Origin of the sequence: Streptomyces sp. NPDC088252 (assembly GCF_044740965.1) — a bacterium.
Taxonomy (GTDB): domain Bacteria; phylum Actinomycetota; class Actinomycetes; order Streptomycetales; family Streptomycetaceae; genus Streptomyces.
This window is the reverse complement of the sequence record NZ_JBIURS010000023.1, coordinates 78,299-98,367: the sequence shown is the minus strand read 5'-3', so window position 1 is coordinate 98,367 and position 20,069 is coordinate 78,299. Positions and strand designations below refer to the sequence as shown.

15 protein-coding genes, 1 tRNA gene and 1 pseudogene are annotated in these 20,069 nt (G+C 69.6%); 7 read left to right on the top strand and 10 right to left on the bottom strand.

The window, feature by feature from the left end; translation table 11 throughout:
* Positions 1–32 precede the first annotated feature (32 nt).
* Positions 33–695, bottom strand: a complete 663-nt coding sequence (locus ACIOHC_RS34230; protein WP_189277062.1) for an ANTAR domain-containing response regulator — start codon at positions 693–695, stop codon at positions 33–35.
* 95 nt (positions 696–790) lie between these two features.
* Here ACIOHC_RS34230 and ACIOHC_RS34225 point away from each other — a divergent pair.
* Positions 791–873: transfer RNA gene (locus ACIOHC_RS34225), tRNA-Leu, on the top strand.
* An 86-nt stretch (positions 874–959) separates the two neighbouring features.
* A pseudogene (locus tag ACIOHC_RS34220) lies at positions 960–1,746 on the top strand (helix-turn-helix domain-containing protein).
* A gap of 1 nt (position 1,747) precedes the next feature.
* Here the strand turns inward: ACIOHC_RS34220 and pyk are convergent.
* Positions 1,748–3,196 (bottom strand): pyruvate kinase, encoded by a 1,449-nt coding sequence (gene pyk, locus ACIOHC_RS34215; RefSeq protein WP_351084924.1) that lies wholly within the window; start codon positions 3,194–3,196, stop codon positions 1,748–1,750.
* A gap of 125 nt (positions 3,197–3,321) precedes the next feature.
* Entirely contained in the window at positions 3,322–4,029 is a 708-nt protein-coding gene (locus ACIOHC_RS34210) for an SIMPL domain-containing protein (protein WP_401845332.1), read from the bottom strand.
* 135 nt (positions 4,030–4,164) lie between these two features.
* Between ACIOHC_RS34210 and ACIOHC_RS34205 the strand changes: the two genes are divergently transcribed.
* Positions 4,165–5,976, top strand: coding sequence for a 5'-nucleotidase C-terminal domain-containing protein (locus tag ACIOHC_RS34205; protein ID WP_351084919.1), 1,812 nt, complete (start codon positions 4,165–4,167; stop codon positions 5,974–5,976).
* Between the two features lie 128 nt (positions 5,977–6,104).
* Here ACIOHC_RS34205 and ACIOHC_RS34200 read toward each other — a convergent pair whose 3' ends face one another.
* From ACIOHC_RS34200 to pepN, 3 genes are all read right to left on the bottom strand, one after another.
* Positions 6,105–7,526: a SidA/IucD/PvdA family monooxygenase gene (locus ACIOHC_RS34200; RefSeq protein ID WP_351084917.1), complete on the bottom strand. Its 1,422-nt coding sequence runs from the start codon at positions 7,524–7,526 to the stop codon at positions 6,105–6,107.
* Positions 7,523–8,920, bottom strand: a complete 1,398-nt coding sequence (locus ACIOHC_RS34195) for an aminotransferase class V-fold PLP-dependent enzyme (protein WP_351084916.1) — start codon at positions 8,918–8,920, stop codon at positions 7,523–7,525. Before ACIOHC_RS34195 ends, ACIOHC_RS34200 begins: the two co-directional genes overlap by 4 nt.
* Positions 8,921–9,191: 271 nt before the next feature.
* Positions 9,192–11,696, bottom strand: a complete 2,505-nt coding sequence (pepN, locus tag ACIOHC_RS34190) for an aminopeptidase N (protein WP_351084915.1) — start codon at positions 11,694–11,696, stop codon at positions 9,192–9,194.
* Positions 11,697–11,874: 178 nt separating this feature from the next.
* Here pepN and ACIOHC_RS34185 point away from each other — a divergent pair, with 178 nt between their 5' ends.
* A complete protein-coding gene (locus tag ACIOHC_RS34185) occupies positions 11,875–12,711 on the top strand; it encodes an alpha/beta hydrolase (RefSeq protein ID WP_351084913.1) in 837 nt (278 codons plus the stop codon).
* Positions 12,704–13,258 carry a WHG domain-containing protein gene (locus ACIOHC_RS34180; protein WP_351084911.1) on the top strand — a complete coding sequence of 185 codons (555 nt, stop codon included), beginning with the start codon at positions 12,704–12,706 and terminating at the stop codon, positions 13,256–13,258. The genes ACIOHC_RS34185 and ACIOHC_RS34180 overlap by 8 nt, the downstream gene beginning before the upstream one ends.
* A gap of 101 nt (positions 13,259–13,359) precedes the next feature.
* Here ACIOHC_RS34180 and ACIOHC_RS34175 read toward each other — a convergent pair whose 3' ends face one another.
* A complete protein-coding gene (locus tag ACIOHC_RS34175) occupies positions 13,360–13,689 on the bottom strand; it encodes a chorismate mutase (protein WP_351084909.1) in 330 nt (109 codons plus the stop codon).
* A 76-nt stretch (positions 13,690–13,765) separates the two neighbouring features.
* Positions 13,766–14,662, bottom strand: a complete 897-nt coding sequence (locus ACIOHC_RS34170; RefSeq protein ID WP_351084907.1) for an AraC family transcriptional regulator — start codon at positions 14,660–14,662, stop codon at positions 13,766–13,768.
* A 208-nt stretch (positions 14,663–14,870) separates the two neighbouring features.
* Here ACIOHC_RS34170 and ACIOHC_RS34165 point away from each other — a divergent pair, with 208 nt between their 5' ends.
* A complete protein-coding gene (locus tag ACIOHC_RS34165; protein WP_351084905.1) occupies positions 14,871–16,685 on the top strand; it encodes a beta-galactosidase in 1,815 nt (604 codons plus the stop codon).
* Positions 16,686–16,730: 45 nt separating this feature from the next.
* Here the strand turns inward: ACIOHC_RS34165 and ACIOHC_RS34160 are convergent, their stop codons facing one another.
* A complete protein-coding gene (locus ACIOHC_RS34160) occupies positions 16,731–17,507 on the bottom strand; it encodes a serine protease (RefSeq protein ID WP_351084903.1) in 777 nt (258 codons plus the stop codon).
* 225 nt (positions 17,508–17,732) lie between these two features.
* Between ACIOHC_RS34160 and ACIOHC_RS34155 the strand changes: the two genes are divergently transcribed.
* Positions 17,733–18,659 carry a hypothetical protein gene (locus ACIOHC_RS34155; RefSeq protein WP_351084900.1) on the top strand — a complete coding sequence of 309 codons (927 nt, stop codon included), beginning with the start codon at positions 17,733–17,735 and terminating at the stop codon, positions 18,657–18,659.
* Positions 18,660–18,711: 52 nt separating this feature from the next.
* Here the strand turns inward: ACIOHC_RS34155 and ACIOHC_RS34150 are convergent, their stop codons facing one another.
* Entirely contained in the window at positions 18,712–19,965 is a 1,254-nt protein-coding gene (locus ACIOHC_RS34150) for an NADH:flavin oxidoreductase (protein ID WP_351084898.1), read from the bottom strand.
* Positions 19,966–20,069: the final 104 nt, after the last annotated feature.

Sequence of the window (20,069 nt, the reverse complement as noted above, 5' to 3'; positions counted from 1 at the left end):
ATCCGGGGTGCGGGCCTCTCCCATGTGCGCGCCTACTGGTCGCCGTCCTTCGCCGCCCTCTTCTTCTCCTCGGCATCCTCGATCAACGCCTCGGCAAGCTGCTGCATCGACAGCCGACGGTCCATCGACGTCTTCTGGATCCACCGGAACGCGGCAGGCTCCGACAGCCCGTAATCCGTCTGCAGAATGCTCTTCGCCCGATCCACCAGCTTCCGCGTCTCCAGCCGCTGCGCCAGATCGGCGACCTCCGTCTCCAGCGCCTTCAGCTCCGCGAACCGCGACACCGCCATCTCGATGGCCGGCACCACGTCGCTCTTGCTGAACGGCTTCACGAGGTACGCCATCGCCCCGGCGTCCCGCGCCCGCTCGACAAGATCGCGCTGCGAGAACGCGGTGAGCATCAGGACCGGCGCGATGGACTCCTCGGCGATCTTCTCCGCCGCGGAGATCCCGTCCAGGATCGGCATCTTCACGTCGAGGATGACCAGGTCCGGCCGGTGCTCCCGGGCGAGCTCCACGGCCTTCTGCCCGTCGCCCGCCTCGCCGACGACCGCGTAGCCCTCTTCCTCCAGCATCTCTTTGAGATCGAGACGGATCAGCGCCTCGTCCTCGGCGATGACGACGCGGGTCGTCAGCGGCGGAACGTGCGACTTGTCGTCGTCGGCGGCGGGCTGGGGCGACTCGGGGGCGGTCACGGGGACTCCTCGTTCCAAGGGCAGGTACAGCTCCTACGAGCCTACCTAGCAGCGGACCGGGCGTGTCACCCGGTAGACTTTCCGGCAGCAGCCTCGCCGGGTTGGTGGAATGGCATACACGGATGTCTCAAACACATCTGCCCGAAAGGGCTTGCGGGTTCGAATCCCGCACTCGGCACATGTGAGACAAAGCGGATGTTCACGTTCTCGTGAACATCCGCTTTTTGCTGCACCCAGTAGCGAATGGTCGCTCATGGTGTTCGTATGAACTTCCACGGACCAGAACTACGGCAGAGGGGGCTCGTCCTTCTCCGGGGCGGCGCAAGAAACGCGGACGTGGCGCGGAAGCTGAACGTGCCGGCAGGCACCATCGGCTACTGGAAGCACGTGGACCGCGCCAAACGCGATGAGTGTCCCGGGAGCACATCGTTCCTTCTGCCCGCGATGCGACGGAGAGCTGGATCAGTCGGCGTATACATACCTGCTCGGCCTCTACCTCGGCGACGGACGCATAATCCAGAACCGGGCCATGCGGACGCCCAGCCTGTCCGTCACCTGCGCCGACTCGTGGCCTGGCCTCATGAATCTGTGCGAAGAAGCCATGCGCGCAGTCTTTTTTGAGAACTCCGTATGCGGAGTCCGCCGGAAAGGCTGCCACGAAGTGAAGATGAGCTCGAAACACCTTTGGTGTCTCTTCCCGCAACACGGCCCCGGCAAGAAGCACGAACGCCCCATCGTTCTCGAACCTTGGCAGCAGGAAATCGTCGGCGCACACCCCTGGGACTTCATCCGGGGACTCATCCACTCCGACGACTGCCGGAACGTGAACTGGACGACCCGGACGGTCGGGGGCGAACGGAAGCGCTACGAGTACCCGAGGTACTGGTTCACCAACGTCTCGGACGACATCCGGCAGCTCTACACCGACACTCTCGACAAGCTGGGCGTCGAGTGGAAGCACTGCACGCGCGCGGGCAGAAAATACAACGTCTCCGTCGCCCGACGGGCGTCCGTCGCGCTCATGGACGCCCACGTCGGGCCGAAGTACTGAGCTACTGAGGGCCGACCTGCTTCAGGCTGTCGTCCTCGCCGATGTGGTGCACCCGGACCAGGTTCGTCGAGCCCGGGACACCCGGCGGGGAGCCGGCCGTGATGACCACGGTGTCGCCCTTCTGGCAGCGGCCGATCTTCAGCAGTTCCTCGTCGACCTGGGCCACCATCGCATCCGTCGATTCCACGTGCGGGCCGAGGAAGGTCTCGACGCCCCAGGTGAGGTTCAACTGGGAGCGGGTGGCCGGGGCCGGGGTGAAGGCCAGGAGCGGGATGGGTGAGCGGTAGCGGGAGAGGCGCCTGACCGTGTCGCCGCTCTGAGTGAAGGCGACCAGGAACTTGGCGCCCAGGAAGTCGCCCATCTCGGCCGCCGCGCGGGCCACCGCGCCGCCCTGGGTGCGGGGCTTGTTGCGGTCGTTCAGGGGCGGGAGGCCCTTGGCGAGGATGTCCTCCTCGGCGGCCTCGACGATGCGGGACATCGTGCGGACCGTCTCGACGGGGTACTTGCCCACGCTGGTCTCGCCGGAGAGCATCACCGCGTCCGTGCCGTCGATGACCGCGTTGGCGACGTCGGAGGCCTCGGCGCGGGTGGGACGGGAGTTGTCGATCATCGAGTCGAGCATCTGGGTGGCGACGATGACCGGCTTGGCGTTGCGCTTGGCGAGTTTGATCGCGCGCTTCTGGACGATCGGCACCTGTTCCAGGGGCATTTCGACGCCGAGGTCGCCGCGGGCGACCATGATGCCGTCGAAGGCGGCGACGATGCCGTCGATGTTCTCGACGGCCTGGGGTTTCTCGACCTTGGCGATGACGGGGAGGCGGCGGCCCTCCTCGTCCATGATGCGGTGGACGTCCTCGATGTCGCGGCCGCTGCGCACGAAGGACAGGGCGATGACGTCGGCGCCGGTGCGCAGGGCCCAGCGGAGGTCTTCGACGTCCTTCTCGGAGAGGGCGGGGACGGAGACGGCGACGCCGGGGAGGTTGAGGCCCTTGTGGTCGGAGACCATGCCGCCTTCGATGACGGTGGTGTGGACCCGGGGGCCGTCGACTTCGGTGACTTCGAGGGTGACGCGGCCGTCGTCGACGAGGATGCGTTCGCCGGTGGTGACGTCGGTGGCGAGGCCGTCGTAGGTGGTGCCGCAGGTGTGGCGGTCGCCTTCCATGGGTTCGACGGTGATGGTGAAGGTGTCGCCGCGTTCAAGGAGTACGGGTCCTTCACGGAAGCGTCCGAGGCGGATCTTCGGGCCTTGAAGGTCGGCGAGGATGCCGACGCTGCGTCCGGTTTCGTCGGAGGCCTTGCGCACGTGGCGGTATCGCTCTTCGTGTTCGGCGTAGGTGCCGTGGCTGAGGTTGAGGCGGGCGATGTCCATTCCCGCTTCGACCAGTGCCTTGATCTGCTCGTATGTGTCGGTGGCGGGTCCCAGGGTGCAAACGATTTTTGCTCGGCGCATGGTTCGACCCTAGACTTTACCTACGGGTAGCGATTTGGCCGCGCGTGACTACCCAACGACCTTTGGATGAAGGGTTATTGACAAGTGTTGAATTGTGCGCCGGGGTGCTCGGATGAGCATTCGTCTCATAGTCGTGGAGGTGACATGGTGAAGCGGGCGTTCACCTGGGCGTGGACGGTTTGGCGTTGTGGTTCGAGGTCGAGGTCGAGGGCGGTCGGTTCGGTTGTCGCTCCGCCGTAGGCGGCGCGTCCACGGGTGCCGCCGGGTGCGGCGGGCATGGGGATCGCCGGGGCGGTGTTCTCCGCGCCGAGGTCGGCGAGTTCGACCAGGGCGGTGAGCCGGGCGCCGAGGGCGTCGGCGTATTCGCGGGCGCGTTGGACGGCTTCGTGCACGGCTTGGCGGCGGGCGTTCGCGTGGGCGGGTGAGTCGGGGCGCAGGCCCCACCAGGGGCCGTTGATGCGGGTCATGTCGAGGTCGGCGATGCGGGTGGTGAATTCGCCCAGTGCGGTGAAGTCGTTGAGGACGACGGTGACGTGGACGCGTCCGTGGTGGGCGCGGACTTTTTCGTCGCGGCCGTGTTTGGTGAGTTCGGGGGTGATGGAGAGTGCGCCGGTTTCGAGTTTTTCGACGGCGGGCCCGTAGGACCGGGCGAGTTCGAGGACGTGGGCGTTGCGGCGGGTGAGGTCTTCGAGGGCGGTGCGGCGGTCCTTTCCGCGGGCGGTGACGGTGATGCTGATGTGGGCGGTCTCGGGCTCGACTTCGATTCGGGCCTCCCCGCGGACGGCGACGCGGGGGTGTTGGGGGGTGCCGTAGGGCGGCGGGGTGTCGGTCATGTGTCCACTGTTGCATCCGGGTAGGACAGCGGGTGGTCATCAGATCGAAACCCGCAGGGGGTGTTGCCGAGTGTGGCTCCTGGGTCATTATCTACGCGCGTTGTGTACTGCGAGAACTGAGATGTGGGAGTAGAAATGCCGCTGAACCGTAGGACGTTCCTGGGCACATCGGCGGTCGCCGGTGCCGGTGTTGCGATCGCCGGAGGCTCCGCCGTGCCTGCCGCGGCCCTCGATCGTGATCAGGGTCATGGGCATGGGCGTCCGTCGAAGCGGTACTCGTTCACCGTGATGGGTACGACCGATTTGCACGGGAATGTCTTCAATTGGGACTACTTCACCGACCAGGAGTTCGACGACAAAGCGCACAATGACGTCGGCCTGGCGAAGATCTCCACTCTGGTGGACCAGGTGCGTCGTGAGAAGGGCCGCCACAACACCCTGATGATCGATGCGGGTGACACGATCCAGGGCACCCAGTTGTCGTACTACTACGCCAAGATCGACCCGATCACGGCCAAGCGCGGTCCGGTGCATCCGATGGCGCAGGCGATGAACGCGATCGGATATGACGCCGCGGCGCTCGGCAATCACGAGTTCAACTACGGCATCCCGGTGCTGCGGAAGTTCGAGGAGCAGTGCGACTTCCCGCTGCTGGGTGCGAACGCGCTGGACGCGAAGACGCTGCGGCCGGCGTTCGCCCCTTATGTGATCAAGAAGATGCGTACTCCGCACGGTCCGGATGTGAAGGTCGCGATTCTGGGTCTGACCAACCCGGGTATCGCCATCTGGGACAAGGCGAACGTCAGCGGGAAGATGGTGTTCCCCGGCCTGGAGGAGCAGGCGGCGAAGTTCGTGCCGCGGCTGCGTTCCATGGGTGCGGATGTCGTGATCGTCTCGGCGCACTCGGGCACCAGCGGTACGTCGTCGTACGGTGATCAGGTCCCGTACGTCGAGAACGCGGCCGGTCTGGTGGCGGAGCAGGTGCCGGGTATCGACGCGATTCTGGTCGGGCACGCGCATCTGGAGATCCCCGAGTACTTCGTGGAGAACAAGCAGACCGGTAAGAAGGTGGTGCTCTCCGAGCCGTTGAAGTGGGGGCAGCGGCTGACGCTGTTCGACTTCGATCTGGTGTGGGAGAAGGGTCGTTGGGTGGTGGAGAAGGCGGGTTCGCAGGTGCTGAACTCCAACACCGTGGCGGAGGACCCGAAGATCACGAAGCTGCTCATGGACGAGCACAGGAAGGTCGTGGCGTACGTCAATCAGGTCATCGGCACGTCCACGGCGGCGATGACGACGGCGGAGGCGGCCTGGAAGGACGAGCCGATCATCGATCTGATCAATGTCGTCCAGGCGGAGACGGTGAAGGCGGCGCTGGCCGGCGGTGCGTACGCGGCGCTTCCTGTTCTCTCGCAGGCGTCCTGTTTCTCGCGTACGGCGCAGATCCCGGCCGGGAATGTGACGATCAAGGACGCGGCGGGGCTGTATCCGTTCGAGAACACCCTTGAGGCGCGGCTGCTGACCGGGGCGCAGATCAAGGACTATCTGGAGTTCTCGGCCCGGTACTACGTGCAGACGGCGGCCGGTGCTCCGGTGGACACGGCGAAGCTGACGAACGCGGACAACACTCCGGACTACAACTACGACGCGGTGTCGGGGCTGACGTATGACATCGACATCGCGAAGCCGAACGGTTCTCGGATCGTGAATCTGTCGTTCGAGGGGAAGCCGATCGATCCGGCGGCTCAGTTCGTGCTGGCGGTGAACAACTATCGGGCGAGTGGCGGTGGCAACTTCCCGCATGTGGCGGGTGCCAAGCAGTTGTGGGCGAATTCGGAGGAGATCCGTAACACGATCATCGCCTGGGTGCAGGCGAAGGGTTCGGTGGACGTGGCGCAGTTCGCTTCGGTGGACTGGCGGTTGACGCGGGAGGGTAAGCCGGTGTTCTAGGGCTTTTCGTTCGGATCGCGCCCGGCGTGATCCGAACGAGTGGCCGTGGGCACTCGCTCTGTGGTCGGTGGCCGTCCTCTCCTTCGGGAGGGGGCGGCCGCTTGCTGTCTGCGTGGGTGTGGCCGGTTTCAGTTCCCCTGGGCGAGGGGGATGAGGTCGGGGTTGTGGGGTGTGGGGATGTGTGAGCCCCGGGGTGTGAGACCGAAGGTGGTGAAGGCGGTGCGTTCGGGGAGGGGGTAGGCGTTGGTGCCGGTGAGGTTGTTGAGGATGGTGGCGCTGCGCCAGGCGGCGAGTCCGAGGTCGGGGGCTCCGACGCCGTGGGTGTGGCGTTCGGCGTTCTGTACGTAGACGTTGCCGGTGACGGTGGGGTCGAGGACGAGGCGGAAGCTGTCGTCGATGCGGGGGCGTGCGGAGGCGTCGCGGCGCATGTAGGGGTCGAGGCCGCTGAGGATGCGGTCGAGTGGGCGTTCGCGGTAGCCGGTGGCGAGGACGACGGCGTCGGTGGTGAGGCGGGAGCGGGTGTTCTGCTGGGTGTGTTCGAGGTGGAGTTCGATGCGGGTGTTGGCGACGCGTCCTGCGGTGCGGACGGAGACTCCGGGGGTGAGGGTGGTGTCGGGCCAGCCGCCGTGGAGGGTGCGGCGGTAGAGCTCGTCGTGGATGGCGGCGATGGTGTCGGCGTCGATGCCTTTGTGGAGCTGCCATTGGTGGGGGACGAGTTCGTCGCGTACGGATTCGGGGAGCGCGTGGAAGTAGCGGCTGTAGTCGGGGGTGAAGTGTTCCAGGCCGAGTTTGGAGTACTCCATGGGGGCGAAGGCCTGGGTGCGGGCGAGCCAGTGGAGCTTTTCGTGCCCTGTGGGGCGGGCGCGCAGCAGGTCGAGGAAGATCTCGGCGCCGGACTGTCCTGATCCGATGACGGTGATGTGTTCGGCGTCGAGGAGTCGGTCGCGGTGTCGGAGGTAGTCGGCGGAGTGGATGACGGGGACGGATTCGGCTTCGGTGAGGGGTCTGAGGGGTTCGGGGACGTAGGGCTCGGTGCCGATTCCGAGCGCGATGTGGCGGGTGTGGGCGCGGCCGAGTGCTTCGGCTTCGCCGTCGTGGTCGAGTTGGGTGAAGTCGATTTCGAAGAGGCCGCGTTCGTTGTTCCAGCGGACGGCGTCGACCTGGTGGCTGAAGTGGAGTCCGGGGAGCTGGTCGGTGACCCAGCGGCAGTAGGCGTCGTATTCGGCGCGTTGGATGTGGAAGCGCTCGGCGAAGTAGAAGGGGAAGAGCCGGTCGCGGCTGCGCAGGTAGTTGAGGAAGGTCCAGGGGCTCGCGGGGTCGGCGAGGGTGACGAGGTCGGCGAGGAAGGGGACTTGGAGGCTGGCTCCGTCGATGAGGAGGCCGGGGTGCCAGTGGAAGGCGGGGCGTTGTTCGTAGAAGGCTGTGGTGAGGGGGTGGGGGGTGCCGGGGATGCCGTGGGCGAGGGCGGCGAGGGAGAGGTTGAAGGGGCCGATGCCGATGCCGACGAGGTCGTGGGGGCGGCCGTTCTCGGGGGTGGGCAGGTCGGTCATCGGGGGGTGTTGCCTTCCGCGAGGTCGTGGGTGAGTCGGTCGACGAGGTCGAGGAGTGTGCGGAGGTCGTCGGGGGTGGTGTGCGGGTTGAGGAGGGTGGCTTTGAGCCAGAGGCGGTCGTCGGTGCGGGCGCGGCCGAGGACGGCGTGGCCTCGGGTGAGGAGGGTGCGGCGGATGGTGGCGACGGTGCGGTCGTCGGCGTCGGTGGGGCGGAAGAGGACGGTGCTGATGGTGGGGCGCTCGTAGAGGTCGAGGGTGGGGGTTTCGGCGATGAGGTCGGCGAGGTGGTGGGCGGCGGTGATGGTGCGGTCGATGAGGTCGGCGAGTCCGGTGCGGCCGAGGGCTTGGAGGGTGACGGCGATCTTCAGGGCGTCGGGGCGGCGGGTGGTGCGCAGGGAGCGGCCGAGGAGGTCGGGGAGGCCGGCTTCGGTGTCGTCGTCGGCGTTGAGGTAGGGGGCGTGGTGGTGGAGTGTGTCGAGGTGGGTGCGGTCGGGGACGGCGAGGATGCCTGCGGATGCGGGTTGCCAGCCGAGTTTGTGCAGGTCGAGGGTGACGCTGTGGGCGCGGTCGAGGCCATGGACCTTGCTGCGGTGTGTGGGGCTGAAGAGGAGGGGGCCGCCGTACGCGGCGTCGATGTGGAGTTCGGCGCCGTGGGTGGCGCAGAGGTCGGCGATGTCGGCGAGGGGGTCGATCCGGCCGGTGTCGGTGGTGCCCGCGGTGGCGGTGACGAGCAGGGGGCGTTGGTGTTCGGTGAGGGCTTCGTCGAGTGCGGCGAGGTCCATGACGCCGGCGGGGGCGGGGATGACGACGGGTTCGGGGAGTCCGAGGAGCCAGGCGGCGCGGGTGATGCTGTGGTGGGCGTTGGCGGCGCGGATGGTTTGCACGGGGCCGTTGCGTTCGCGGGCGAGGAGCAGGGCGAGTTGGTTGGCTTCGGTGCCGCCGGTGGTGATGAGTGCGTCGGGTGTGGGGTGGTGGGGGTAGATCTCGGTGGCGAGTGCGGCGGTGATGTCGGCTTCGAGTGCGGAGGCGGCGGGGGCCTGGTCCCAGGAGTCCATGGAGGGGTTGAGGGCGGAGGCTGCGAGGTCCGCGGCGGCGGCGAGGGCGAGCGGCGGGGTGTGGAGGTGGGCTGCGCAGAGGGGGTGTGCGGGGTCTGCGGCGCCTTCGGCGAGGGCGCTGATGAGGGTGCGCAGGGCGTCGTGGGCGCCGGTGCCGTGGTCGGGGATGGCGGGGTGGGTGGCGGTGCGCATCCTGGGGGTGACGGCGTCGGGTCCGCCTGCGGGGAGGGGGCCGTCGCGTCGGTGGGCGCCGTCGTGGAGTGCGGTGAGGACGGTGTCGATGAGGGGGCGCAGGGCGGCGGGGCCGGTGGTGGAGCCGGCGAGGGGTGGGGTGGGCATGGCGGCGGGGCCCTTCGGATGCGCATGGGTGGACGTGTCAGCTTGTCCGGGTTTTCGGGTGCGCGGCCGCGGAGCTCGGTGATCTGAACTCGAAAGGGGGATGTGGAGGGAGCGGGGGGCTGTTGTCGGGGGTTCCGGTGGTATGGGTGTGGCGCCGGGTACGGGTGTGCCCGGCGCCTCCTGTGTGGTGGGTGTGGCGCCGGGCACGGGTGGTGTGCCCTGGGGTCGGTGTGGTGCGGGCCCCGGGGTGGTGCGGGTCTGCGGGAGGGGGTCAGTGGGCGTCGCGTACGGCGAGGGCGCGGCGCAGGTCGTCGATCTGGTCGATGAGCTTGCGGCGCAGTGCCGGGATGGGGGTCTTGTCGTTCAGCGCCTGTTCGCCGAGGTGGAGGCTGTCGGCGTCGACGGCGTACGCGGGGAAGGCGTAGCGGCCCGCGGCGTCGGCGATGGCGGGGCCGCGGCGGGCGGCGAGCCGGGTGGCCTCGGGGTAGTAGCGGGGCACGTAGTCCTGTACGAGGTGGGCCTGTTCGGGCTGCCAGAAGCCCTGGGCGGTGGCGGTGAAGAGGTAGTTGGAGAGGGTGTCGTCGTTGAACAGGGCGTCCCAGGCGGCGGCCTTGGCCTCGGGGGTGGGGAGGGCGGCCCGGCAGCGGGCGGCGCCTTCCTGTCCGGTGGCGCTGGGGTCCTGTTCGAGTTCCGCGGCGATGGCGGTTTCGTCGGTGGCGCCGAGGACGGCGAGGCGGGTGAGGATGCGCCAGCGCAGTTCGGGGTCGAGTTCGGGTCCGCCGGGTACGGTGCCGTTGCCGAGCCAGTCCTGGATGGTGTCGGGCTGGGTGGCGGCGTCGATGAGGTGGCGTACGGCGATGAGGCGCAGGCCGGGGTTGTGGCCGTCCTCGGTGCGGCGGACGAGGTCGCGGCACAGGGCGGTGAGGGTGGCGAGGGCGGCGGGGCGCTTTTCGGGGCTGAGGTAGCGGTCGGCGATGTGGGCGCCGGCGAAGGCGAGTACGCCTTGGGCGAGGGCGAGGTCGGTCTCGTGCGGGAGGTGTGCACGGGCGGCGTCGAGGTAGGCGGTGGGGGCGAGTTCGCCGTCGCGGACCATGTCGCGGGCGGCGTTCCAGACGACGGCGCGGGTCAGCGCGTCGGGGATGCCGGACAGGTCGCGTACGGCGGTGTCCCAGGAAGCGGCGTCGAGGCGGACCTTGGCGTAGCTGAGGTCGCCGTCGTTGAGGACGACGAGGGCGGGGCGGCGGCCGGGCAGATCCTTGGCCGTGCCGTTCTGCGGGACGTCGATCTCGAACCGGTCGCGCAGGACGAGGCGGTCGGGGCCGGAGTGGGCGTCGGGGGCGTGGTCGTACGCGCCGACGGCGATGCGGTGGGGGCGGCTGCCGGCGTGGTCGATGGTGAGGGACCAGGTGCCGGCGGACTCCTCGACCTGGGGGGTGAGGGTGTCGACTCCGGTGGTGCGCAGCCAGGCTTCGGCCCAGGCGTGGACGTCGCGGTCGGTCGCCGATGCGAGGTTGTCGATGAAGTCGGCGAGGGTGGCGTTGGCGAACCTGTGGCGGGCGAAGTGGGTGTTGATGCCGGCCAGGAAGTCCTTCTCCCCGAGCCAGGCCACGAGTTGGCGCAGTGCGGAGGCGCCCTTGGCGTAGGAGATGCCGTCGAAGTTGAGCATCGCGGACGCGGTGTCGGGGACGGCGGCCGGGTCGGGGGCGACGGGGTGGGTGGAGGGACGCTGGTCGGCGTCGTAGCCCCAGCCCTTGCGGGCGACGCCGAAGTCGACCCAGGTGTCGGTGTAGCGGGTGGCTTCGGCGAGGGTCTGGTAGCCCATGTACTCGGCGAAGGACTCGTTGAGCCAGATGTCGTCCCACCAGGCGAGGGTGACGAGGTCGCCGAACCACATGTGGGCCATTTCGTGGGCGATGACCATGCCGCGGGTCTGGCGCTCGGTGTCGGTGACGGCGGAGCGGTAGACGAACTCGTCGCGGAAGGTGACGAGTCCGGGGTTCTCCATGGCGCCCGCGTTGAATTCGGGGACGAAGGCCTGGTCGTAGGAGTCGAAGGGGTAGGGCTCGTCGAATTTCTCGTGGAAGCGGTCGAAGCAGGCGCGGGTGATGTCGAGGATCTCGTCGGCGTCCGCGTCGAGGTACGGGGCCAGTGAGCGGCGGCAGTGGATGCCGAAGGGCAGTCCGGCGTGTTCGGTTGTCACGGAGTGCCAGGGGCCTGCGGCGACGGCGACGAGATAGGTGGAGATCGGCGGGGTGGCGGCCAGGGTCCAGCGGCCGTCGCCCCGGTGCTCGGAGATGCCGTTGCCGAGGACGGTCCAGCTTTCGGGTGCGGTGACGGTGAGTTCGAAGACGGATTTGAGGTCGGGCTGGTCGAACGCGGCGAAGACGCGCTGGACGTCCTCCATGAACAGCTGGGTGTAGACGTACGTTTCGCTGTCGGTCGGGTCGGTGAAGCGGTGCATGCCTTCGCCGGTGCGGGAGTAGCGCATGGCGGCGTCGATGCGCAGCTCGTGCGCACCGGCGGTGAGTGCGGTGAGCGGGAAGCGGTTCTCGACGAGGTCGGCGGGGTCGAGAGGCTGTCCGTCGAGGCTGATCGAGCGCAGGGTGGCCGGCTTGAGTTCTACGAACGTGTCCCCTGCCGCGGTCGCGGTGAACCGGATCACGGTGCGGGAGTCGAAGGTCTCCTCCCCACAGGTCAGATCGAGATCGATCGTGTACCGGTGTACGTCGAGGAACTGGGCTCGGGTCTGCGCTTCGTCGCGCGTCAGTACGGACATGCGTCCATGCTGCCGTACGGGGTGGACCGGGCGCAGGCGGGTTCTCCGAAGTCGGATCGGCGACGGTCGGGGTCCTGCGGGGTCCGCTCGGGGCTCCGGGCGGTATCGCGGCGCCGGTTGACGCGAGCGGCTAATGTCATTAGCTTGAGGGCTACATTAATTAGCCCGGAGGGTGGACATGACCGAGTTCTTGACGATCGACGGCGGACAGCTGGCGTACGACGTGACCGGCGAGGGCCCGCTGATCGTGCTCGCCCACGGCATGGGCGACAACAGAGCGGCCTACCGGGACACGGCCGCCCGGTTCGTGGCGGCCGGCTGGCGGGTCGCCTGCGTGGACCAGCGCGGTCACGGTGAGTCCAGCGCCGGCTGGGCTTCCTACACGCGCACCGACGCGGCGGCCGACCTCCTCGCGGTGATCCGGCACCTGGGCGGCCCCGCCGTGATCGTGGGCCACTCCTTCGCCGGCGGCGCCGCCACCATCGCGGCGGCCCAGGAGCCCGAACTGGTCAGCGCCGTCGTGGAGATCAGCCCGTTCACCCGCGCGCAGAAGATCAGCCCGCGCGCCCTGCTGTCCCACGCCCGCTACCGCAAGGGCATGATCCTGCTGATGGGCGCCGGCCTGCTGCGCAGCGTCGGGCTGTGGAAGCGCTACCTCGAACACGCCTATCCGGGCGTCAAGCCCACCGGCTACGCCGACCATGTCGCCGCTCTGGAGACCGACCTGCGCAGGCCGGGCCGGATGGCCGTCGTCAGCAGGATGGGCATGTCCGCGCCCACGGACGCCGGTGCGTTCCTCGGCGCCGTCCGGTGCCCCGTTCTGGTCATCGAGGGCACGCTCGACCCCGACTGGGCCGACCCCCGGGCCGAGGGCGAGGGCATCGTGGCCGAGATCCCCGCGGGGCTCGGCCGGCTCGTGATGATCGAGGGCGCCGGTCACTACGCGCACGTCCAGTTCCCGGACGAGGTCGTCGCGGCCGTCCTGGCCTTCGTCGAGGTGGGCGCGCGTGGCTAGGGCAGCGCTCACCACGGATGCCGTCGTCGATGTCGCGCTGGTGGCCATCGACGAGAAGGGCTGCGCCGCGCTGACCCTGTCGGCGGTGGCCGACCGGGCGGGCGTCGCCACCCCGTCCCTCTACAAGCACGTGCGCAACCTGGCCGAGCTGCGCGACCTCATGTCGGCGCGCATCATGAACGAGATCGCGGACCAGGTGGGCGAGGCCGTGCTGGGGCGTTCGGCCGACGAGGCGATCCGCGCGCTCATGGTGGCCTGGCGGCACTACGCGCTGCACCACCCGCACCGCTACTCGGCACTCGTCCAGACACCCGAGCCGCACACGGCCGAGGCCGGGGCGCGACTGATCAACATCATGCTCGCCACCTTCCGTGCCTATGGAATGGCCGACTCCGCGGCGATCCACGCGGCCCGCTGCCTGCGAGCGGCCGTCCACGGCTTCGCGGTTCTGGAGACCGAGGACGCCTTCGGACTGCCGGAGAAACTGGACGAGAGCTACGACCTGCTGATCCACATGATGATCACGGGCCTGCGTTCACCTCGCTGATCGGCCGGCGCCGAGGGACCACCGGCCGAAGACCTCGCGGGGCCGCGTCGTCCGCGGCGACCGAGGCCGGCGGAGGATGCTCCGCAGCCGGCCCACGGCGCTCACGACGTCTCCCCGTTCGTCGCCGACTCCTCCGCGATCCGCTCGTGATGGCGGATGACTTCCGCCACGATGAAGTTCAGCAGCTTCTCCGCGAAGGCCGGATCCAGATGCGCGCTCTCCGCCAGCTGCCTCAGCCGGGCGATCTGCCGGCTCTCGCGGGCCGGATCGGCCGGCGGCAGCTGGTGGGCGGCCTTGAGGTGGCCGACCTGCTGGGTGCACTTGAAGCGCTCGGCGAGCATGTGGACAACAGCGGCGTCAATGTTGTCGATGCTCTCGCGCAGCCGGTTCAGTTCCGCGCGCACGGACTCGTCGATGTCCCTCGTGGTCATGGTCAGCGAGCTTACGGCCTGGTGCACGATGGAGGGCGGGCTCCCGGTCCCGCGGGGGGCGCGAGCCCGGCCGGGCTCAGACGGCCGGGCCCCCCGCGGGGGCGATCGTCGGTGGATGCTCCGGGTCCGGGACCTGGTCGCTCCAGCCGCCCGGGACGCTGCGGCCCTGCTGTTCGCGGAAGCGGACCGGGGCGGCGCCGACCCGGCGGGCGAACAGGCGGGAGAAGTACGCCGGATCGTCGTACCCCACACGCCGGGCGACCGCGGCGACCGGCAGGTCAGTGGCGGCGAGGAGTTCCTTGGCTCGGCCGAGCCGGATGCCCAGGAGGTAGTCCTTGGGGCTGCAGCCCGCGCTCCTGCGCACCGCCGTGCGCAGCTCGGCGGGGGTCATGCCGTGCCGGGCCGCGTGCTCGGCGACCGACAGCGGCTGGAACGCGTCGCGGGCGAGGGCCTGCAGGACCGGGTCGCCGTCGTGGCTGACATCGGCGCGGGCCCGGCGCAGGGCGACGAGGAGTTCATGGACGGCGGCGCCGGTCTCGACCTCCAGCAGCGGATTGCCGCGCCGCGCCGCCCGTACCATCCGCCCCACCGCGGCACGCGGGCCCGCCGTGTCGGCGAGCGGGACGAGTGGCCGGTCGGGCTCGATGTAGCCGAGTTCGGTGTACGTGGCGGTGGCGGGGCCGGTGAAGTCCACGAAGCTCTCGTCCCAACCGGTGCCGGGGTCGGCTCCGTAGTGGTGCGGGGTGCCGGGGGTCAGCCAGATCAGGCTGGGCGCGACGACGGGCACCCGGCGGCCGTCGGAGCCGCTGAACCAGCCGCTGCCGGAGTTGATGACGACGGCCACATGGTGGTCCAGGGTGCGCGGGCCGACCGTCGGCAGAGCGCCGTGCTGCAGTCCCACGCCCAGACAGACGAGGCCCAGCCGGTGGTGGAGCGGGCTGGGAGTGAAGAAGCGCATCCAGGTGTGGTACATCGGCCTTCCTTCCTCCCTTTCATCCATTGGTCCGAACAATTGTGTCCAAACAGCAGTGATCTTTGTCCATGGACCGGCCGCACGCCAGGGGGCGAAGCTGGGTTGCAACATTCCTCCCGGGTCCGCCCGCTCCGTGGTGCGCGCCGTCGTGCGGTCCGCCGGGGGCGCGCGGCCCGGCGGACCGCACGCACAGGAGAGTACGAGCACGATGGCTGATTTCACCGTGGGGGACGACCACTTCCGGCTCGACGGGAAGCCCGTACGGCTGCTGTCGGGCGCCCTGCACTATTTCCGGGTCCACGAGGCACAGTGGGACCACCGGCTGTCGATGCTGCGCGCCATGGGACTCAACTGTGTCGAGACGTACGTGCCGTGGAATCTCCATGAGCCGCGGCCCGGCCGGTTCCGGGACGTGGCGGCGCTGGGCCGGTTCCTGGACGCGGCGCAGCGGGCCGGGCTGTGGGCGATCGTGCGCCCGGGACCGTACATCTGTGCCGAGTGGGAGAACGGCGGTCTGCCGGCCTGGGTGACGGGTCGCTTCGGCCGACGGGTGCGGACCCGTGACGAGGCGTATCTGGGTGCCGTGGAGCGGTGGTTCACCGCGCTGCTGCCGCAGGTGGTGCAGCGGCAGATCGGGCGCGGCGGCCCCGTGATCATGGTCCAGGCGGAGAACGAGTACGGGAGTTACGGCACCGACCGGGTCTATCTGCGGCAGGTGGCCGGGATGCTGCGGGAGCGCGGGGTGACCGTGCCGCTGTTCACCTCCGACGGGCCGGAGGACCACATGCTCACGGGCGGCTCCGTGCCGGGTCTGCTCGCCACGGCGAACTTCGGATCGGGCGCGCGGGAGGCGTTCGAGGTGCTGCGCCGCCATCAGCCCAAGGGCCCGTTGATGTGCATGGAGTTCTGGTGCGGGTGGTTCGAGCACTGGGGCGCCGAGCCGGTCGTACGGGATCCGGCACGGGCCGCCGACGCGCTGCGGGAGATCCTGGAGTGCGGGGCCTCGGTGAACATCTACATGGCGCACGGCGGGACGAACTTCGCCGGATGGGCGGGGGCCAATCGGTCCGGTCCGCTGCAGGACCAGGAGTTCCTGCCGACGGTGACGTCGTACGACTACGACGCGCCGATCGACGAGTACGGCCGCCCCACGGAGAAGTTCTGGCTGTTCCGCAAGGTGCTCGCCGAGTACGTGGACGGGCCGCTTCCGGAGCTTCCGCCCGAGCCCGCCCCGCCGGCCGTCCCGGTGCGGGCGCGGCTGACGGACCACGCGACGCTGGCCGCCGTGCTGGAGGCGCTGGGCGACGAGGAGTCGGCGCCGTCCGGTGTTCCGCCGACCTTCGAGGAGTTGGGTGTCGACCGGGGCCTGGTGCGCTACCAGGTCGCGGTGCCCGGTCCGCGCCGTCCGTACACCCTGGGCGTCACGGGGCTCCGGGACCGGGCCGTGGTGTACGTGAACGGTGTCCGGGAGGGGGTGCTGAGCGATGAGGACGGCACCCTGGACGAGCCGGTGGCCGGGCCTGCCGAGGTCGAACTGTGGGTGGAGTCGCTGGGGCGCGTCAACTACGGGCCGCGGCTCGGTGAGCCCAAGGGGATCACGGGCGGGGTGCTGCATGAACGGCAGTTCCTGCACGGTGTACGGGCACGGGCGCTGCGGCTGGAGGCGTTCGAGGAGCCGGACGCGCTGGCCGGACTTGCTTTCGGGAGCGTCGACGACGGCGGGGAAGGCGGGCGTACCGGGCTCTTCCGGGGGACGTTCGAGGTCACGGCGGTGGGCGGCATCGGCCACGCGGGGCTCGAACTGCCGGACTGGACCCGCGGGTTCGTCTGGGTGAACGGCTTCTGCCTGGGGCGCTACTGGTCCGCCGGCCCGCAGCGGACGCTGTACGTCCCGGGTCCGGTGCTGCGGGAGGGCGCCAACGAGGTGTGGGTGCTGGAGCTGGAGGGCGCGGGTGCGCCGTATGCCGAGCTGGGCCCGGGGGTGCCCGTCCGGACGGGCACCCCCGGGGATGTCCGGGTGTGAGTCAGGTACCGGCCTCGGCGGCGGGCGCCCGGCCCGGGACCGGGGTCAGAGCGTGGCCGCCGCGGACGCGATGTCGGCGGCGAACGTCGAGACCTCGCTGTACACGCCGGGGTAGCCGGGCTCCGCGCAGCCCTGGCCCCAGCTGACGATGCCCACCTGGATCCAGGCTCCGGCGTCGTCCTTGCGGAACATGGGGCCGCCGGAGTCGCCCTGGCAGGTGTCCACGCCGCCCGTGTCGATCAGGCCGGCGCAGATCTCCTCGCCGGGGATGAGGTCACTGCCGTACGCGGCCTGGCATTGGGCGTCGGAGACGAACGGCACGGTGGCCTTGAGGAGATAGCGCTGCTGGGCGCCGCCCTCGGAGGCCGCGCCCCAGCCCGCGATGGTGAAGGTGCCGTTGTTGTACGTGGTGTTGGTGGCGATCTTCAGGGTGGGCAGGTCGATGGTCTTGGCGAGCTTGATCAGCGCCCAGTCCTTGCCCGCACCGTTGTAGCCGGGGGCCTGGAGGACCTTGGTGGACTTGACCTTGATGGCGCTGGACGACTGCAGGTCGACGACCCCGGCGGTGGCGGTGATGGACGTGTTGCTGCCCGAGCCGTCCACGCAGTGCGCGGCGGTGAGGACGATGTCCTTGGCGTAGAGAGCGCCGCCACAGCCCATCGAGAGCCGGACCATGAACGGGAACTCACCCTGGGCGGCGCGGGTTCCGCCGACGACCGGGGCGGGGGCCGCGGAGGCTCCGGCGGGCTGGAGACTGACGGCTGCCAGGACCACGGCGGCTATGACGGAGCATCTCTTCACGGCGCGCAGAAGCTGCTTCAACGGACTGCCTTCTTTCGTGGGGGGTTCTTGTGGGGGGTGCATATGTCCTCGCACGGCGCCCGGCCACGGACACAGACATCCGTTGGTCATGCTCCCGACAAAGACATGATTCGGATTATCGGGAAATGATCACGGCTCCCACAAGGTTCCCTTTTCAGCCAAGATCACCTATTCCGATGCGGCTACAGTGGGGACCGGCCGAGCGTCACGGACGGGGGTGGGAGCGTGACGGACAACAGCCGGGACCGCGGCCGGGGCGGCGCGAGTCCGGTGGTCCATGGATTCCCGCATCTCGACACCGTCCGGTCGGCGATCACGGCCCTGTACCGGAGGTTGTCGTACGACGGCGTACGCGGTTACGCCACGAGCCTCGCCCCTGCCGATGTCGCCTTCTGCGACCAGGACGATCTGTACCTCGGCGCCCAGCGGGTGGCGCGGGCCGTGGTCCGGCATCTGCATCTGCCGGACGCCCGGATGATCGTCGGCTTCCGCACGATGGAGCACGCCGCCGGCATCGAACTCGCCGCGGGTCCCGAGTACTTCATCGAGCTCAACGACCGCTTCCGCACCCATCGCAGGGACATCGGCGCCGCGCTCTCGCACGAGGTCACGCACGTGCTGCTGCACCGCCTCGGCCTGGAGTTCCCCGGAACGCCCGCCAACGAGATCCTCACCGACACCGTGACGACCTACCTGGGCGCGGGCTGGCTGCTGCTGGACGCCTTCCGCGAGGACGCGGTCTCCAGCCAGAAGCTCGGCTACCTCACCCCGGAGGAGTTCGGATACGTCCTCGCCAAGCGGGCGTTCGCCTTCGACGAGGACCCCTCTCCGTGGTTCACGAGCCCGCAGGCGTACACGGCCTACACGGAGGGCCGCGCCCAGGCCCTCCGCGACAGCCGGCAGCCGCCCCTCACCGCCGCCGGCTGGGCGGGCCGTCACCGTTACGCCAAGGACCGGCGGTACGCCCGGGACCACCCCGGCGCGGAGGCGGCCCGGGGCTCCGGCACCCCGTACGCCTTCGAGCACGGCCCGCAGGGACTGCGGGTCTCGTTCGGCTGCCCGAGCTGCCACCAGCGCATCCGCGTTCCGGTACGCGGCCGGGTGCGGGCCCGGTGCGGGCTGTGCCGGACGGTCCTGGACTGCGACACCTGAACCACCACCGCGCGGGCGGCAGGGCCGGTGCGGCACGGGGCGGACGCGGTGCTCAGGAAGCGTCCGGAAGAGACCGCGCTCCGTCCCCCGTGAGGGGTGGCGCGGACGGTCCGGCAAGGGGCCCGACCAGTGGGCAGTGGGTGCCGGTGTAGATGGTCGGCATGCACTTGTTGCAGTGGATGCACAGGGACCGTACGTCACGGTCCTCGACCATGCGGTTCACCAGGTCCGGTTCGCGCAGGAGCGCGCGGGCCATGGCCACGTACTCGAAGCCCTCCGCCATGGCCTGTTCGACGGTCGCCCGGCGGGTGATGCCGCCGAGCAGGATCAACGGAAGGCTCAGCGCGGCCCTGAACTGACGGGCCGAAGGCAGCAGGAACGCCTCCTCGTAGGGGTACGCGTGCAGGAATCGGCCGCCGGCGAGGCGTATTCCCAGACGTATCGGCCGGGGGAAGACAGCGGCGAACTCGGAGAGCGGCGCCTCGCCACGGAACAGATACATCGGGTTGAGCAGGGAACTGCCGGCGGTCAGTTCGAGGGCGTCGACCGTTCCTTCCTCCTGGAGCCGGCGGGCGACCCGGAGGCTCTCGTCGAGCCAGAAGCCGCCGGGCACCCCGTCGTCCATGTTGAGTTTGGCGGTGACGGCGATCGTGTCGCCGACCTCGTCGCGAACGGCTCGGGCGATACCGAGGGCGACCCTGGCACGGTTGGCGAGGCTGCCCCCGTAGGCGTCGTCGCGGTGGTTGAGGCGGCGACTGAGGAACGAACTGGCCAGGTAGTTGTGGCCGAAGTGCATCTCGACCGCGTCGAATCCGGACTCGACGGCGATCCGGGCAGCGGTGGCATGGGCACGGGTGACGCGGGCGATGTCCTCGACGGTGGCCGCCCGGGTCATCCGCATGCCGAGCGGGCTCAGGAACCGGCCGGGGGCCAGGGCCGGGAGCCGGTTGGAACGGGCGTCGGCGACCGGGCCCGCGTGACCGATCTGAGCGCTGACGGCGGCTCCCTCACGGTGCACGGCATCGGTCAGCCTGCGCAGTCCCGGCACGGCTTCGGGGCGCATCCAGATCTGGTGGCGCCCGGTGCGCCCCTCGGGCGAGACGGCGCAGTACGCGACGGTGGTCATGCCCACGCCGCCAGCAGCGGGTCGGCGGTGGTAGGCGATCAGCTCGTCGGTGACCAGGCCCTCGGGGGTCACGCCTTCGAAGGTGGCGGACTTGATGACGCGGTTGCGGAGGGTGAGGGGGCCCAGCCGTGCGGGAGCGAAGGGGTCGGGTGGGGTGGGGGCGGAGCCGGGGACGGTCATCACACATCTCCCTGTCGGCGATGCGGGGCAGGCCGCAGCCTCCCACCTAACAAATGTTTGGCGGAAAGGTAGCCGATTCACCCATGAGTGTCTCCCCCTCGCGC